This window comes from Paenibacillus rhizolycopersici, assembly GCF_014947195.2.
In the GTDB taxonomy this organism is placed as follows: Bacteria; Bacillota; Bacilli; order Paenibacillales; family Paenibacillaceae; genus Fontibacillus; species Fontibacillus rhizolycopersici.
The window spans coordinates 1-15,929 of the sequence record NZ_JADCNN020000008.1 but is presented as its reverse complement, the minus strand read 5'-3'; the positions used below and the strand labels follow the sequence as shown (position 1 = coordinate 15,929).

The window sequence follows — 15,929 nt, the reverse complement described above, 5'->3', positions numbered from 1 at the left end:
GAATATCCCTTTACATTCTTTACCCACTTGGGTACGATTACAAAGATGGTGAATGATGGGCGACAACCTGGCAACTATACCGGAGTCGTCCTTATTTATTTATATTTTGAAAATAATATTTCGTTTTTCCATAGATTATTAAGCATAAAAGAAAGGAATGGTTTTTATGGCGAGAGGGGACTTACTAAAAAAACTGTTTAGCAGTTTTAAGCATGATGACAGAAACGGTTTTATTAACATAGCCAACGAACTAATTGAGGATGAAAGAAAAAAAAATCATGGGATTTTAGCTGAAGAATTAAGGATGATTTTGTTTGACGGAAATACCATTTACAGAAAAAACTTAGATACTATTTCTAAGCCATCTATTCCCAAAGACCCAGATAAAGATGTATCATTAGTAGAGGTAATATATCCAGATAAATACTTTAATGATCTGATCTTACCAAAAGAAAAATTAAAAGTTTTGGAATCAATTTTGCGTGACTTCCGGAATTGGGATGTACTCATAAGTAATGGTGTTTACCCAAGTCGAAAAATATTATTTTATGGCCCTCCCGGTTGTGGAAAAACTCTATCTGCTCATGCTATAGCCTCAGAACTTGGAATACCAATGCTGTATGTACGTTTTGATGCAGTCGTTTCATCTTTTCTAGGTGAAACTGCCAGCAATATCCGTAAAGTATTCGACTACGCTAAAAATGATAATTGGGTTATTTTTTTCGATGAGTTTGATGCTATTGGTCGTAGTCGCAATGACTACTCTGAACATGGTGAAATAAAACGAGTTGTTAATACTTTCTTGCAACAACTAGACAGTTTCAAAGGAAGGTCTTTGATTATTACAGCCACAAATTTTGAAAAATCTTTAGACTATGCCCTATGGCGTAGATTTGATGAAACACTGAATTTTGAAATGCCCTCTTCCGAAGAGAAGTTGCGACTTTGCGAGCTATTAATGAGGCATTATAAAGGGCCTACTCATATCTTCGAACAATATCTTTCGCAAATGGATAATTTTTCTCACTCCGACATAAACAAAATGTGCCAAACCGTTATGAAAGAATGTATACTTGATGGTCGAAAAATGTTCACTAAAAGTGACATTGAACAAGCCGTTAATAAACAAGCTATGCTTGTAGCAATGAGAAGAACCAGTTATTAATCCTAGGAGGCTTAGGTATGTTTGGAATTCAAAAATTAGATCATATTGAAATTTCAAGGGAAGAAAGAGTAAGACCTTATAAGTTTAGAGCTAACCCAAATGCTCCAAAGCCTCCTATACGTGATAGACAAGCCCACGGAAACAAATTGGCTCGTGAGATTCAAGATTCTAGTAAATATATTCACGAACAAAGATTAAATATAGGGATTGAGCCAAATAAATTAATAGTCCTTAGTATTACAAATAACACAATGTCCCAAGATCTTTTAAATCAAATGATTATGGCCTTTGATTTATCACTTATAGAAGAAGTTTCCGAGACAAGGGAGAACTTTTCGAGAATCCTTGTTCAGTTTCCAGATGAGGAGTCTATCATTAGATTTAATAATGAAAGAGTACTATGGGAACTTGATTCAAAGATGACTGGGGTCCTGACATATGCAAGACGTCGTGATATTTTTTCCTGCATCGAACAAATAAGACCAGTTCAACGTGAAGATCGAATTGGACCAAGATTAAAGAAAAAGCTTGCTGCAGGTGAACCGTTACCTGAAGGATTTTTTATTGTCGATATTGATATCTGGTTTAACGGAGACCGTAGCCAAATTTCTATTATTGAAAAAAATATTAGTAATATCTTAGGCACGACCGGGAGTTCTCTATTAGGTGATTTATTTGAGACTCCTAGCTTACTTCTTGGTCGAATTAAAGTCAACCAGTTTAGCTTTGAAGCACTCTTAAACTACGATCTAGTTGCTTTAGTAGATTTTCCTTTAGGCACTGTATTTGAAGAACCATCTGAAATATTTGCTACCGAATTTGAATATAATGTTGACAATACTCTTGATGATAGTGCTCCCTTAGCAACTATATTGGATTCGGGCGTTTTTTCTGGGCATCCTCTTCTACACAATGTAATTGTGGCTGAGGAAGATTTTGATCTTACCGAAGGATCTACCTCTGACTATAATGGACACGGCTCTGGGGTCGCGGGTATCGTTGCCTATGGGGACTTCTTTACTTCGATAAGCACTAAGCAATTTTCTCCGTCAGTACGAATTTGTAATGCCAAAATAATGCATGATAACCAAGGATGGCCCTCATTTAATCCTGAAAAGCGACCAGAAAAAATTGTAATCGAAGCAATCCAATATTTCCATAGAGAATATGGTTGTAGGGTGTTTAACCTGTCTGCTGGTAACATAGATATGGTTTATAATTCCGGACGTCAAATGCCTTGGGCTGAAGCTCTAGATCAGCTTACCAGAGAACTTGATATTGTAATAATTATCAGTGCTGGAAACGTTAACAATCCTCTTCTTCATGATTTTGAAACAAGGGAGGAGCTTCATGGTAAATCTAGAGACCAGTTGTTTGATTATGAACATAAATTAATTGATCCAGCTACTGCTTCTTTGTGTGTTACAGTTGGTTCTATAAGCCGCTTTGATGAGCCGGAGTTAGTTAAAAATAAAGGTTTAAGACTATCTGCAGGCCCAAAGCACTCTCCTTCTGTTTTTACTCGTATTGGTAAAGGTTTGAACAAAGCAATTAAGCCCGAGTTGGTTGACTATGGTGGGAATTTTGCAGTACATCAGATATTCCGTGGAAACAACAGATGGGTAATTAATGATAGGGTTCTTTTGGAACCTACCCTAAACCATAATCTAGATAAGTTATTTAGAGGTTATTCTGGTACAAGCTTCGCTGCTCCTCGTGTGACAAATCTGGCGGCAAGGATAGAAAGATCCCTAGAAGAGCAAACAGGAGAGAAGCCATCTGCCAATTTAATTAGGGCAGTACTTGTTAACTCCGCTTCATTGTCTACAGAAATGGTCGAATGGGCAGAGAAATCTACGGATATGCATTATACTGGAAAAACCAATCCAAAACAGGAGAGAAAACATAGATTGTTGGGATATGGGAAACCTCATGATTCTTGGCTATATTCATCTGTAGATCATGTTACTTTATTTTCAGAAGATGCTCTGGACTTACGGTCATTTCATCTTTATAAGATCCCAGTTCCTTCAGAGTTTCTTAGTGTAAAAAGCAGTAAAAAAATTTCTATAAGTCTAGCCTTTAATCCCGTAACTCGTTTAAGTCGTAAAGACTATCTAGCAAATAATGTTTGGTTTGAAGTTTACCGAAAAATAGACGAAGAAAAGCTTGCTGCATATAAAGCCAAAAAGGAATCTGGCGATAACAGCGAAGATGAGCCCTTACCTGATGCATATAAGGCAGATTTTTCACCCGGAGTACCAGAGGTCGACAGTTCAACTCTGCAGCAACGTATTTGGAGTAAAGGTAAATCTGGAGGCAAAGACTTGCTCGATGAAAACGGCGATTCTTACATCTACATCCTAGTTACAGGAAAGGAAAGATTCAAATACGCTCAACAAGAACTCCCTCAAACGTACGCTCTTGTCATTACCTTCTCATTTGAGGGTGATCAAGATATTCAGTTATACAACAAACTACAACAAAAAGTTAGAATTAAAGAGCGTCAAAAAACACGCGTTCGTACTCAGCTATGATATTTCATTCGCTCTACTTTAATAATGCGGATTGACAATGTTGCAGGTCAAACGAAATCTGCAAATCACAGTATCCAATAAATTATCTATACCAATCTTGTGTTATTCAAAAAGTCAGATTTTCGTGTTTGGATAAAGCTTAGGTAGAGCCTACATGAGCATCGGAAGACCCGGTTGAATTCAAAATTCGATGTAAAAGGAGCTTCCTGTACCTGGCTCGACCAAAAGATGGCTTTCAACTTTCTCAATGTTAATCATGCTGCCGCACTCCTATAACTCGTTATATTTCGTCATCTTGCCAAAAGACTTGTCCACCGGATACTTGGCGCCGTTCCGCTGCATTTTGTCCCGAATGATGTCTTCGATGTTGAAGTCCAGCGCATCGGCCAAATACACCGAATAGATCAGCACATCCGCCAGTTCGTCGGCGATGTCTTGTCTCTTCTGCGATACCGCGTCTTCGGATGATTTCCATTGAAAATTCTCCAGCAGTTCGGACGCCTCCAGGCTTAGCGAAATCGCCAAATCCTTCGGGTTATGGAATTGCCCCCAGTTCCGCTCCTCCCGAAAAGCGAGCAGCATTTGGATCAGCTCTTCATTCATGTCTATACTCCTATCCTTGGTGTAATAGCGTTTGAGCCCCGCGCAAACGGCGCAAAAAAGAGGCGGTCCACCCCCTTGATCGGGGCCCGCCTCTTGTCGTCTCTTGGTGTGGCCATGCTTTGGCCCTTGGTACATTCTTCCTACTCCCAAGTTATTACGAAATGGAAGATTCGTCAAATCCCGCCTGAATTCGTCTTACGTTTCGACGCCACAAGTAATAAACCATAATCGCCAGAGTCGCCGACAAAAAGACAATTTGCATTAACGTGCGGGGAAGCAAAGCTTGGTGAGCGTCCGTCGCAAGACCGGAAAGGGCGTAATACACATTTGCCGGGAACATACAGAGGAGGAGAAGCGAAAGTCCTCCCGCCGCCCAGATGACCGTCGGACGCCACAGCAAGCCAATTGCTCCGGCCAATTCCAACACACCTGTAAGCGAAACAATGAAAGCAGGGTATGGCAAGATCGGCGGCACCATGCTTATAAGCTCCTCCCGCATCCAAACGAAATGCACCGTACCGGTCAACACAAACATTGCTGCAACCCCGCCCCGAAGGGCAACGGGCCAAGTGCGCAGTCGTTTGACTCCCGCAGCTCCCAGGGCAAGGATCACCAGCGTAACAACGATAAGGGTAATCAGGGGTTCCATGAGCAGACCTCCGTTATTTTCAAATTTGTGTCTACCGTGGCATTAGAAACCTTTGGTGATCATCAGGTAAAGAATCCCGAGCGGCAGCAAAGTGGCAATCGTACCGTATACCGCCCAGTTCCGAGAAGCCTTATGATATTCCGCTGTGACGGTGCCACTCTCGATGCCATCGGCGCTCAGACCGATCATTTTGCGCTGCATGGGAATGAGGATGAACAACCAGATTAGTCCGGTCACGGCAAACAAGCCCAAGGAGAAGGTCAGCCAATTCAGACCCGCCAAAGAGTAGCCCAAACTCCCCGTCATCCTACCGCCGGAAAGGACGATCAGGGCGAGCCCGGGGATCGTAAAAACATAGTCCGCGATCATCACATTCTTAGCTGCATCGTGCATAATTATTGGATTTCGGGTCATGTCGGCCCGTATTTTCCAAAACGCCGCCGTTACGATATTTCCAACCATCAGTAAGACACCGATTAAATGTAAAGTTAACCATAATCTCACGTCCACTCATCCTTTCTCGCCCCGTTTTTTGCCGGGGTTCAAAATGTCCGTCATCAGCGAAGTTAAGTCCTGCGCTTTAACTATCGCCTGCACATTCGGAATTCTTGCGCGAATTCGGAAGCCGAGTGTCATTAAGGTGAACAATTCCGCCGTTTTGTCCGCCTCAACCGTTTTGGGAATGACGCCGTGCTGCTGACCTGTTTCAATCCAGAGTTGAGATAAGAAAACGGACCGGTCGTAATACTGCTTCAAGGCCTCCGCAACCGCCGGATCCTCCTCTTTGCCGAACAAGTACACGAGCACTTTGTTGGTCACGTTCTGCGGATTTTCGTATTCGACAATGCTGTCCTTGATTTTCTGCATCGGATCATCAAAATTCCGTCGGCCTTCCTCGATCTCATTCATGAAGCGTCGGTTGGTTTCTTCAAGCCCTTCTTGCAGAAGGAACACAAAGAGTTCATCCTTGCTGTTGACATAATGAAAAATCGCGCCTTTAGACAGGCCGGATCTGCCCATGATGTCCTGCATCGTAATTGAGTGACATCCCTTCTCCTGAATCAATTCTTTCGTTGCATCGATCAGCCGTCTTAAAGTCCGTTGTCTGCGCTCCTCCTGTTTCAAAACCAACCCTCCAGGCAATTCTTTAAATTTTATGTATTTTCATTATAAATACCGACCGTTGGTTTGTAAATAGGGAGCCTTAACATATCGCTGAGAGTTATAATAGGTATAAAAATCGCACATGGAGGAACCTACCCATGCCAGCATACGCCAGTAAACAAGCTCTAATCTCTGAAATCCAAAAAACCGCTCAGCTTTTTATCGCGGAATTCGAGGGAATCCCCGAAACGGATAAAGCCTTGCGGTTGGAGGAAGTGGACCATACGCCACAGGAGATGATTGCCTATCAGCTGGGCTGGATCAACCTCATTCGCGGGTGGGATCGCAACGAACTGGAAGGCAAAGAAGTCGTTACTCCCGCGTCCGGATATAAGTGGAACCAATTAGGTGGTTTATATCAAAGTTTCTATGACCAGTATCGGGACCAAACCTTATCCCAACTCAAGGCGTTGTTTATAGCGGCTGTCGATGAGCTGACGACCTGGCTTGAGAGCTTCAGCGATGAAGAATTATTTGCGCCGGGGGGCAGAAGGTGGGCCGCTTCCACCCCGTCCAACTGGCCGATTTGGAAATGGGTCCACATCAATACCGTAGCACCTTTCAAATCCTTCCGCAGCAAAATCCGCAAGTGGAAGAAAGTGGGCTCATTGATGGAGACATAGGAGCCCCTGGCCCCTACACCCCCATCTCCCCCTCGATCCGTTTCATAAACTCATCTACCGCGCTGTAACCTAATTGCTTCAAGTACCAGTTGTTCGCCGCGGCCTCGATCAGGCCGGCGACGTCCCGGCCGGGTTGGAGCTGGATTTCGATATGCGGGATTTGGACGCCTAAGTATTCCGTGAACTGCGGCACCGTCTCCAGTTCGTTGTTGAGGGCATTCTCCTGCCACGGCACCAGCTCGATATCCAAGACGATTCGCGTCTCATCTTGAAAAGCCCGGCGTCCGTATTGGCGGACCACGTTAATCAGCCCGATGCTGCGTAATGCCAGGAATTCGCGGGTTGTCTCGTTATGGGTTCCGAGCAGCGTGGTGGGGCTCAATTTCTTCAACACCACGATATCGTCCGCGACAAAACGGTGCCCCCTGCGGATCAGCGTATGCGCCGTTTCGCTTTTGCCGATCCCGGACTTGCCGCGAAGCAGGATGCCGATGCCCGATACGTTCACGCACACCCCGTGAATCGAAATCTCCGGAGCCAATGCCTTGACCAGGTAACCGTCCAGCTTGGCGATAAACTCCGTCGCGGTCTCCTCCGTACGCAGCAGCGGAATGCCCTCCTCCTCGCAGTACAGCTCCAAATAAGGAATCTCTTGTTGTCCGGACGTCACAATGAAGCACGGAGGGTGATATTTGACGATATTCCCGATATGCAGCTTGCGTTCCTCCACGCTTAACGTCAGCAAATAATTGATCTCCTTACGTCCCAGCACCTGCACCCGGTTCATCGGAAAAAAATCGAAATATCCCACGAACTCCAGCCCCGGCCGATGCGCCCGGGGACGATCGATCTCGCGACCCAGGTGCTCCTCCCCTGCCAGCACTTCCAAACGGAACGTGTCCACCAGCTTCTGTACGGTGATCGTCTTCATCTGATTCTCCTCCTGCTATTCAATATGCGATGTCGTTCCCATCCAGCGCTCCGGGTTCTTCAGCGGCTCGTTATCGGAGAACAAATCCGGCTCCTCCCTTAACATTTCCGTGATCACTTCCGCCACGGCGGCCGCATCGCAAACTCGAACAACCGCATCCCCCAGTTTGCCCTTACGCATCGCGCCGCGAACCTCAAGGACTTCTTCGACTTTCCAAAAATGTTCCGACCAAGGCAACCCGCAATGCCTACGGGAAGGGACCGGAATCTCCGTGCCATCCGGCGTAATCGTGTATAACATCTCGTGGTCGTCCGTCATTCTACCCGGGATATCCGCCCATTCCTCGACGCCATGAATGAAGGTATTCCGTTTCAAATCAACCCCCACCAGCAGAATCGTCGCTTTGCGGTCCAACAGCTTCCCCCACGAAGAACCTCGGGCACAAGGCGTATCGAACAGATGATCCTCCGCCGTAAACGCCTCGGCCTCCCGCCCCAACGCGGCGACCGAATGAGTAGGATGCCACGAGCGAATGACCCCTGGCCTTTTACGGAAGAGTTCCGGTAGAATGCCCACACACACCGGTGAATTTTCGACCTCGAACCGAGGCTGATCGTGATTGATGTACGACCAGGTATGGGTAGGCAACACGAGCAACCCTTGCTCCATATACGCCGAAAAAGCATCCAACACGGTATCCGCTCCGCCCTCCACTTCGCCTAAGCTTTTCATGGAGGAATGGACCAGCACCGTTCCCGTACCGTCCAGGCCTAACGCCTCCAGTTGCTTGAATAAACTCTCTTTCGTATGCCTCATCCTTGCGCTCTCCCTTCGTGTACGAATCTTGCTGCCTCGGCGCACTGCTCTTCTGTCACGCCTTCCAATGTTACGAATCCACGCGGTTTGTGTTGCTCCAGCAGCTTCCAAAACAGCGGGTAATTCAACTCCCCAAGCCCGGCGGCGGTTTCGATCAGCAAGCCGTTCGGGCTGCGCTGCAAATCCTTGGCGTGGGCGCTCACGATGCGGGGGCCCAGCAGGTCGAAGGCCGTTTGAATGACTTCATCCTGGCGGGTAAAGGTATCGGCATTCATCAAGTTGCAAGGATCGATGACGACGCCAACGCAGGAGGACGGGAAGCGTTCCAGGGTTTGCGCCATCGTCTCCGGCGAATCGATGAGATGACCTTGGGCGGCTTCGAGACCAATGGTCACGCCCCAGCGCTCCGCTTCTTCTACAAGCTCCTCCAACGCGCGGTTGAGGCGCTCCTCATACTCCGACAGGCGGCTTCGATCCGCCGGCTTGCCCACCTCCGTCGCCACGATCGGCGCGCCGAAATGCCGCGCATGCAGCAAATGCTCTTTAAACCGGTCCACGTTGTGCCGGTAACTCTCGTCATCCAAATCGATCAGGCTGGCGTAGCAGCCGAGTACGGCAATCCGGACGCCCCGATCCGCAAAAGCGCCACCGATCTCGGAGGCCAATCCCGGGCTTATTTTTCCCAACGAGCAATCCACATCCGAAATGGCCTTGGACAAAGCCAACTGCACATACGGAAACTCATATGCGGCTACCTTCGCCGCCAGTTCCCGAAAGGGCTGCTTCCCGAGCAAATGCGCTAGAATGCCTACCGACATCCATCTCTCCTCCTTTGGGCTTCAATCCATACGTACTCTTCCGCTAAAGGATACATTCGACTTCTCTCGGTAAACTCCTGTGTCAATGATGTGAAGTAACTCCTCTAGCAAAAAGACCTCATCCGCGCTTCGCAGCGATCAGGCAAGGTCTTCTTTGCAAGCTTTCTACAGCCGATCACTTTCTTCGATACATCTGGTTGATTTGGTCGGCCAAGTAGCTTGGACTATACGGGGTGCCTTCTTCGATCCACCACGAAACGATGCCAAGCGATGAGGCGGCAACGATTTGGATGGGAACCTGCTTCGCGGGATCTGCCAGCTTCCGCCGCTCCCTTCGAATCGAAACGATGTCGGTGAGCATCGCGAACAACCGGTGGCGGAACTCCTTATTTTCCATGAGGACCTGAAATAATGCCGCGTTCTCGTAAATTTGCTCCAAAAACGAAACCAGAGGCGATTGCTCCCTAGACGGGCCGCTCTCGGTGAGCGGACGCATTCTTCGGGCTAGCTCGTCCAGCACTTCCCTCGTTAACTGCTCCAACAAATCCTCCACGTCACGGTAATGCAAATAAAACGTAGCCCGGTTCAATCCCGCACGACTCGCCAAACTCTGGACAGTGACTTTATGCGGATCGGCGCTCTCCTGCAGCAACGCAATCAGCGCCTCCCTAAACAGGCGTTTCGTTCGCGTGACCCGAGGATCTACCTTCTCTTCTGGATTGGTCGACATCTCATCTCTCCTTTGATGATCATCTGCAACTTATTCGACATCGTTCCGTCCCCCTGTCGCATAGTCTACACTTCTCCGTAAAGTGTAAATGGCCTTTTGCCGGCTCGCATGATACTATGTTTTATCGACAGAGTATCAATTAGTCGACGTTACGTCAATAAATGACCTTTTGAAAGGAGCCCGACCTTGAATCCCTCAACCCCACAGGTGAATAAAAAAATCCTGATGCCCGTCCTGCTATTGGGCTCATTCTTATCGATCCTGAACCAAACGATCCTCAACGTCGCGTTGCCCGATCTAATGAAGGAATTCGCGATTACCGCGACGACCGTTCAGTGGCTGATTACTGGCTTCATGCTTGTAAACGGGATTTTGGTGCCGGTCACGGCATTCCTCATGCAACGGTTTACGACCCGCCAGTTGTTTATCTGCTCCATGCTCCTACTACTGGTCGGAACATTCATCAACGCCATCGCGCCAAGCTTTCCGTTTCTCTTAACAGGACGGCTGATCCAAGCCGCAGGTGCCGGCATTATCATGCCCCTCTTGATGATGGTTGTATTGGTGGTGTTCCCCAAAGAAGGACGCGGAGCGGCCATGGGGCTCATCGGCCTCGCCATGATCGTCGCTCCAGCGATCGGGCCAACCTTAGCCGGCTTCGTCATCGAGCATCTATCATGGCGCTGGATTTTCATCGGGATGGTGCCGCTGGTCGCCCTCGTCATTCCGTTGGCCCTGAAATATTTGGTGAATGTCTCGGAGACCTCGAAACCGAAGCTCGATCTTGTCAGCATTGTCTATTCGACCATAGGCTTTGGCGGTATTCTGTTTGGCTTCAGCAACGCGGGCAATAAAGGCTGGGGGAGTGCCGAAGTGCTGGCTTGTCTCCTCGTCGGTGGTATTTTTCTGTTCCTGTTCTGCCAGCGACAGTTGAAGGATTCCACCCCGCTTATGAACTTGAGAGTGTTCCAGGACAAGATGTATACGGTCACGACGATCATCAGCGTAATGATTATGATGGTCATGTATGCAGATATGATCTTGCTGCCGATTTACTTGCAGGCCAGCCGGGGATTTTCGGTGCTGGAAACCGGTTTGCTTCTCCTGCCAGGGGCCTTGATCAACGCGTTATTGTCTCCGGTTTCCGGACGCTTATTGGATAAGTTCGGGGTCAAGCCTATCGCCATCATCGGTTTGCTCTTCACGATTCCCGCCATCTGGGGAGTGACGCATTTAACCGAAACGACGACCTATTCTTATTTGGTCGTGCGAACAATCGTCTTGCGCATCGGGTTGAGCTTCCTCACGATGCCGCTCAACACCGCTGGATTAAACGCCCTACCGAAGCACATGAACACGCACGGTTCCGCCGTGACGAACACGGTCCGGCAAGTGGCGGGGGCGATCGGAACGGCGCTGGTCGTCACGATCTATACGGCGAGAACCAAATTCCACGCCGCCGATTTGATGGAATCGGGCCGGGCACTTTCCAAGGCCCAACTGAAGGAGATGTCATCGATCCTTGGCACGAACGACGCCTACCTGTGCATGGCTGTACTAAGCGTCTTGATACTGGCGGTCACGATCTTCATGCCCAACCGAAAAGGAGCGGCCGGATCGAAAAAAACGGAAGAGACGGCAGCACAAACCGCTGAAGAATCCTAAAATGAAGGCGATCGGACATTAGCCTCCGGTCGCCTTTCCTATTTCCGGGCTTTCAACGGTAATCTATTCGATTTTTCATATCCAATTGGATAGAAATACCGGAAATGGCCGATTGTACGCGACTTTTCATATAGAATTCATCGGAAGTCTGCGGAAACGCCTCATTCTATTCGGTTTTTCATATAGATTTCCGATTCCATTCATCCAAAACGAAATTGTGTATGATTTTTCATATCAAATGCACTAGCGAACGACGCCTCGCCCTTGCAGTCTGGCCCATGATGACCTTCCACACTTGCACCGCACCTTGCCGCAAAGGATGTGATCCCCCACCTTGTACCTCCTGCACAATCTGTTATCTTTCTCCTTCTCGTGAAATAGAAATTTCCCCCATGACAATCCCTACCAATTCATATAAAATATTAAAGTCAATTTAAAATAATTTTTCGGCACAAAGCTTCGTATGACCCATGTCAGGGAGTACCCAAATTCGAAGGAGGAATGAAATTGAACAAACCTCGCAGTCTGAAATTCATCCTGATCTCATCCCTGTTGGCAGCTAGTTTGGCAGCCCTGCCGTTCTCGGCATCTGCAGCGGACAGTACCGGAGCGGCGACCGTCGAGCTTCGCATCCTGGAGACCACCGATCTGCACGTGAACATTGTTAACTATGATTACTTTGCGGACAAGCCAACCGACGAGTACGGCTTGGCTAAGACGGCTACGCTGATCAAACAAGCTCGCTCGGAAGCGAAGAACAGCTTGCTCATCGATAACGGCGACCTGATTCAGGGCAACCCGCTGGGCGATTACGTTGCAACCGTGGACAAGCTGCAGGAGGGCGAGACCCATCCAGTCTACAAAGCGATGAATTTGCTCGGTTATGATGCCGGCAACTTCGGCAACCACGAGTTCAACTATGGCCTCGACTTCCTCAAGACCGCCGTCAAAGGCTCGAATTTTCCTTACGTCAATGCCAACATCTATCTGGACGATAAGGATCAAGATCCATCGAACGACAAGAACGCCTTCACCCCTTATCTCATCCTCGATAAAGAGGTAACCGACAGCACGGGCGCGAAGCACAAGCTGAAGGTCGGAATCATCGGCTTCGTACCGCCGCAAATCCTATCCTGGGACAAAGCGCATCTCGAAGGGAAGCTGATCACGAAGGATATCGTGGAGACGGCGAAGAAATTCGTGCCTCAGATGAAAAAAGAAGGCGCCGACCTCATCATCGCGGTGCCGCACTCCGGCTTCGAGGACATCCCGCAAACGCCGCTGATGGAGAACTCGGTCCTGTACCTGAGCAAGGTAGAAGGCATCGACGCGATCTTGTTCGGCCACGCGCATAAGGTATTCCCGGATGCCTCTTTTGAAGATAAGACGGGCGTCGACTTGGCCAAAGGCACGATCAACGACGTACCGGCCGTCGAACCGGGGTATTGGGGCAACAACCTCGGAATCATCGACCTGACGCTGGAGAAATCCGGCGATGCCTGGTCGGTGAAGAACTCCAAAGTGGCCGTAAAGCCCATCTTCGACACCGTGAATAAGAAGTCGTTGGTGGACGCGGACCCAACGATTTGGGATGCAATCCAAGAGGATCACGAGCACACGCTGGAGTATGTCCGTGGACCGGTCGGCAAAACCAGCGCGCCGATCAATAGCTGGTTCGCTTTGATCCAAGACGATCCCTCGATCCAAATCGTGACCAATGCGCAAAAATGGTATGTAGAGAAGCATCTGCAGGGCACAGAATATGAAGGCGTGCCCGTGTTGTCGGCTGGAGCCCCGTTTAAAGCCGGCGGACGCCAAGGCGCGAACTACTACACCGACATTCCGGCAGGCGACATCGCCATCAAGAACGTGGCCGACCTGTACCTGTATTCCAACACGGTGAATGCCGTGCTGGTGACCGGCGCTGAGCTGAAGGAATGGCTCGAATGGTCTTCCGGGCAGTTCAACCAAATCGATCCGGCCAAGACGGAAGCTCAAGAACTGGTTAACTATGACTTCCCAACGTACAACTTCGACGTGATCGACGGCGTGACGTATCAAATCGACGTGACGAAGCCGGCTAAATACGACGCCAAGGGCGGCGTGTTGAACGAGAAATCGAGCCGCATCGTGAACCTGTCTTATAATGGTAAACCGATCGATCCGGCGCAAAAATTCGTTGTCGCCAGCAACAACTACCGCGCGTCGTCCAGCAAATTCGCGAACCCGGACGGCAAACGGATCATTCTAGCCTCGCCGGATGAGAACCGCCAGGTGATCATCGACTACATCCGCGAGAACGGCACGATCAACCCGACCGCGGACGGCAACTGGTCGCTCGCTCCGTTCGGCAAGGCCAACGTCACGTTCGCCACTTCGCCGGCCGCCAAAGAGACGGCTTCCAAGTCAGGCAACCTGAAGTACCTGGCCGACACGAAGGACGGTTATGCCACCTTCCAACTGAGCTCGACTACCGAGTCGGCCAACCCGGCACCGACACCGACGCCTGCGCCAGCTCCAACACCTGAACCGTCGCCGGCTCCGGCTCCTGCTCCTGCTCCTGCTCCGACGAAGCCGACGCCCGTTCCCGCACCAGCTCCTTCGGCCGGGACGGAAACGGTCTACATCGTCAAGAAAGGCGACACCCTGTACGACATCGCGCTGGAGCACGGCACAACGTGGCAGGCTCTGGCTAAATACAACAAACTGTCCAACCCGCATCTGATCCGGATCGGACAGAAGATCGTGATTCCGGTGAAATAACGAACCATAGGAACAGGACCCGTCTCATCTGAGATGGGCCCTGTTTTATTTGAACACCCTTCCTGTTTTTAAGGTTCATTAAAGGTTCGCAGCGTATCCTTGGTCCAGATAAAGAACTTCGCCAAGGTGACTGTCGCACTCCTTCTGGTATTTGGGGTTTATCAAATGTACGCCACAAACTTCTTCGGGCATGTGCAGAGCATCAGTAACGTATTGGGTTTGGAATCCATGACGGCACACGCGGGTGACTTCGGTGACCGGGAGAGGGGCCGAATGGATGCGGACGGCGATTTGGATCGGGAGAGCGGCGAAAGACCTCAATGGCCTGACGGCGACGAAGGAGGATCCCGCGAGGCTTGGACCGTTCCGGGAAACCCCGTGGCGGAGTACGAGGCGAAGGGCACGGCATCGGATCGGTCGGATCGGGTCAGGTAGTATTTGGAGTAATCGCCTAATGCTTGGGAATCATCGCGGAAATGGTCATCGCCGTGTATTACCTGGAGAAATGGCTGATGAAGCGAACAGCCTTCCGGAAGCTGCCACTTCGCAACGAATAGGATGAAAAAAAGAGCAGCGGGATAAAAGATCCTGCTGCTCCTTTTTGCGAGGTACTACAACTTCACCGTCTTGTTCAATTCGGCTTCCGTTTCTTTACCGGTCAGCTGGGAGAACATACGCTTGACCATTTTGACGAGATTGCCCGTTTCCCAGTATTCCGCTGCCTCGGCCTTCACTTTGATCAGGACTAGACTGGGGTCATCGCTGGTGGTGTGCAGGAATTTGGCGTAGGCCGCATTCCAGAACTGGTCGATCTTCGCCCGGTCGTTAAGCACCTCGGCAGTTCCGCGTACCGAAACGTAGGAGTCCCCGACATACGATACGTTGACCTTGGGGTGCTGCTTGAGTTGGGTGTATTTATCCGTCTCCTCTTTCGTCAGGAACCAGAGGTCGCCGTCGAATTCGACCTCCTGGGTTTTCATCGGTCGCGACACCAGCCCTTCCTGCGTGACGGTCGTCAGCATGGCGATCTCGATGCCTTTGATCAATTTCCGGACGGTCTCCACGGCTTCCTGATGCGCCGTTTGGTCGTTTGTCATATCTAGTTCACTCCATGTTGGTTATTGGGGGTAGATGGGTACTGCTAGCTACCCCGTTAGGGTGAACCGAGAGGGGCAAAATTAACCATTCTGGGCGCGGATGGCGGAACAAATGTTGTATGAGTTGCAACATTTCCGCCCCAATTCTCCATTCACTGGCCGATTTGTTGCAGAAAGTGCAACATTTGACGCGATGTCGGCCGACGTTATACTGATTTGTTGCAGAAAATGCATCATTTTGATCTCCGACCTACCACAAATGAGCTAGAATGTTGTAGAAATTGCAGCATTTCACCCTATCAACCCATTGGCGCACCAAAATACTGCAGGTTATGCAACACTTTGTGTAAAAAAAGCCCGCCCCCCAT

General features: G+C 49.2%; 15 protein-coding genes. 6 read left to right on the top strand and 9 right to left on the bottom strand.

From position 1 onward, the window contains the following. Positions 1-166 precede the first annotated feature (166 nt). Both IM700_RS10580 and IM700_RS10575 read left to right on the top strand, forming a co-directional pair. Positions 167-1,165, top strand: coding sequence for an AAA family ATPase (locus IM700_RS10580; RefSeq protein WP_193416902.1), 999 nt, complete (start codon positions 167-169; stop codon positions 1,163-1,165). Positions 1,166-1,182: 17 nt separating this feature from the next. Further along, on the top strand, positions 1,183-3,702 hold the full coding sequence (locus tag IM700_RS10575) for a S8 family peptidase (RefSeq protein WP_193416901.1): 2,520 nt from the start codon (positions 1,183-1,185) through the stop codon (positions 3,700-3,702). A 270-nt stretch (positions 3,703-3,972) separates the two neighbouring features. Here the strand turns inward: IM700_RS10575 and IM700_RS10570 are convergent, their stop codons facing one another. The 4 genes from IM700_RS10570 to IM700_RS10555 form a co-directional block, all read right to left on the bottom strand. Beyond that, complete coding sequence (locus IM700_RS10570) at positions 3,973-4,305, bottom strand: nucleotide pyrophosphohydrolase (protein ID WP_193416900.1); 333 nt, start codon at positions 4,303-4,305, stop codon at positions 3,973-3,975. A 154-nt stretch (positions 4,306-4,459) separates the two neighbouring features. After that, on the bottom strand, positions 4,460-4,954 hold the full coding sequence (locus tag IM700_RS10565) for a DoxX family protein (RefSeq protein ID WP_193416899.1): 495 nt from the start codon (positions 4,952-4,954) through the stop codon (positions 4,460-4,462). A gap of 42 nt (positions 4,955-4,996) precedes the next feature. Then, positions 4,997-5,458: a DUF2269 family protein gene (locus IM700_RS10560; protein WP_193416898.1), complete on the bottom strand. Its 462-nt coding sequence runs from the start codon at positions 5,456-5,458 to the stop codon at positions 4,997-4,999. A 6-nt stretch (positions 5,459-5,464) separates the two neighbouring features. Beyond that, positions 5,465-6,079, bottom strand: coding sequence for a TetR/AcrR family transcriptional regulator (locus IM700_RS10555; RefSeq protein WP_193416897.1), 615 nt, complete (start codon positions 6,077-6,079; stop codon positions 5,465-5,467). A gap of 137 nt (positions 6,080-6,216) precedes the next feature. Here IM700_RS10555 and IM700_RS10550 point away from each other — a divergent pair, with 137 nt between their 5' ends. Beyond that, positions 6,217-6,741, top strand: coding sequence for a ClbS/DfsB family four-helix bundle protein (locus IM700_RS10550; RefSeq protein WP_193416896.1), 525 nt, complete (start codon positions 6,217-6,219; stop codon positions 6,739-6,741). Positions 6,742-6,754: 13 nt separating this feature from the next. Here IM700_RS10550 and hprK read toward each other — a convergent pair whose 3' ends face one another. The 4 genes from hprK to IM700_RS10530 all read right to left on the bottom strand — a co-directional run bounded on the left by hprK (position 6,755) and on the right by IM700_RS10530 (position 10,036). Continuing rightward, on the bottom strand, positions 6,755-7,672 hold the full coding sequence (gene hprK, locus IM700_RS10545; protein ID WP_193416895.1) for an HPr(Ser) kinase/phosphatase: 918 nt from the start codon (positions 7,670-7,672) through the stop codon (positions 6,755-6,757). Positions 7,673-7,687: 15 nt separating this feature from the next. After that, the gene (locus IM700_RS10540; RefSeq protein ID WP_193416894.1) at positions 7,688-8,488 is read right to left on the bottom strand and encodes an AAC(3) family N-acetyltransferase; all 801 of its coding nucleotides are present in this window, start codon (positions 8,486-8,488) and stop codon (positions 7,688-7,690) included. Further along, complete coding sequence (locus IM700_RS10535; RefSeq protein WP_193416893.1) at positions 8,485-9,306, bottom strand: sugar phosphate isomerase/epimerase family protein; 822 nt, start codon at positions 9,304-9,306, stop codon at positions 8,485-8,487. The genes IM700_RS10540 and IM700_RS10535 overlap by 4 nt, the downstream gene beginning before the upstream one ends. A gap of 175 nt (positions 9,307-9,481) precedes the next feature. Beyond that, positions 9,482-10,036, bottom strand: a complete 555-nt coding sequence (locus IM700_RS10530; protein WP_193416892.1) for a TetR/AcrR family transcriptional regulator — start codon at positions 10,034-10,036, stop codon at positions 9,482-9,484. 186 nt (positions 10,037-10,222) lie between these two features. On the opposite strand from IM700_RS10530, the gene IM700_RS10525 reads away from it, so the two are divergent. The 3 genes from IM700_RS10525 to IM700_RS10515 all read left to right on the top strand — a co-directional run bounded on the left by IM700_RS10525 (position 10,223) and on the right by IM700_RS10515 (position 14,899). Then, positions 10,223-11,701 (top strand): DHA2 family efflux MFS transporter permease subunit, encoded by a 1,479-nt coding sequence (locus IM700_RS10525; protein WP_193416891.1) that lies wholly within the window; start codon positions 10,223-10,225, stop codon positions 11,699-11,701. A gap of 501 nt (positions 11,702-12,202) precedes the next feature. Next, positions 12,203-14,464, top strand: a complete 2,262-nt coding sequence (locus IM700_RS10520) for a bifunctional 2',3'-cyclic-nucleotide 2'-phosphodiesterase/3'-nucleotidase (RefSeq protein ID WP_193416890.1) — start codon at positions 12,203-12,205, stop codon at positions 14,462-14,464. A gap of 165 nt (positions 14,465-14,629) precedes the next feature. Then, on the top strand, positions 14,630-14,899 hold the full coding sequence (locus tag IM700_RS10515; RefSeq protein ID WP_193416889.1) for a hypothetical protein: 270 nt from the start codon (positions 14,630-14,632) through the stop codon (positions 14,897-14,899). Between the two features lie 176 nt (positions 14,900-15,075). On the opposite strand, the gene IM700_RS10510 is transcribed toward IM700_RS10515, so the two are convergent. After that, a complete protein-coding gene (locus IM700_RS10510) occupies positions 15,076-15,561 on the bottom strand; it encodes a pyridoxamine 5'-phosphate oxidase family protein (protein ID WP_193416888.1) in 486 nt (161 codons plus the stop codon). Between the last annotated feature and the right edge of the window lie 368 nt (positions 15,562-15,929).

What these genes read in the sequence shown, in the direction of transcription:
- IM700_RS10580 (WP_193416902.1), top strand. Translation starts at nt 167, where the DNA reads ATGGCGAGAGGGGACTTACTAAAAAAACTGTTTAGCAGTTTTAAGCAT.
- IM700_RS10575 (WP_193416901.1), top strand. Translation starts at nt 1,183, where the DNA reads ATGTTTGGAATTCAAAAATTAGATCATATTGAAATTTCAAGGGAAGAA.
- IM700_RS10570 (WP_193416900.1), bottom strand. Translation starts at nt 4,305, where the DNA reads ATGAATGAAGAGCTGATCCAAATGCTGCTCGCTTTTCGGGAGGAGCGG.
- IM700_RS10565 (WP_193416899.1), bottom strand. Translation starts at nt 4,954, where the DNA reads ATGGAACCCCTGATTACCCTTATCGTTGTTACGCTGGTGATCCTTGCC.
- IM700_RS10550 (WP_193416896.1), top strand. Translation starts at nt 6,217, where the DNA reads ATGCCAGCATACGCCAGTAAACAAGCTCTAATCTCTGAAATCCAAAAA.
- hprK (WP_193416895.1), bottom strand. Translation starts at nt 7,672, where the DNA reads ATGAAGACGATCACCGTACAGAAGCTGGTGGACACGTTCCGTTTGGAA.
- IM700_RS10540 (WP_193416894.1), bottom strand. Translation starts at nt 8,488, where the DNA reads ATGAGGCATACGAAAGAGAGTTTATTCAAGCAACTGGAGGCGTTAGGC.
- IM700_RS10535 (WP_193416893.1), bottom strand. Translation starts at nt 9,306, where the DNA reads ATGTCGGTAGGCATTCTAGCGCATTTGCTCGGGAAGCAGCCCTTTCGG.
- IM700_RS10530 (WP_193416892.1), bottom strand. Translation starts at nt 10,036, where the DNA reads ATGTCGACCAATCCAGAAGAGAAGGTAGATCCTCGGGTCACGCGAACG.
- IM700_RS10520 (WP_193416890.1), top strand. Translation starts at nt 12,203, where the DNA reads ATGAAATTGAACAAACCTCGCAGTCTGAAATTCATCCTGATCTCATCC.
- IM700_RS10515 (WP_193416889.1), top strand. Translation starts at nt 14,630, where the DNA reads ATGTACGCCACAAACTTCTTCGGGCATGTGCAGAGCATCAGTAACGTA.
- IM700_RS10510 (WP_193416888.1), bottom strand. Translation starts at nt 15,561, where the DNA reads ATGACAAACGACCAAACGGCGCATCAGGAAGCCGTGGAGACCGTCCGG.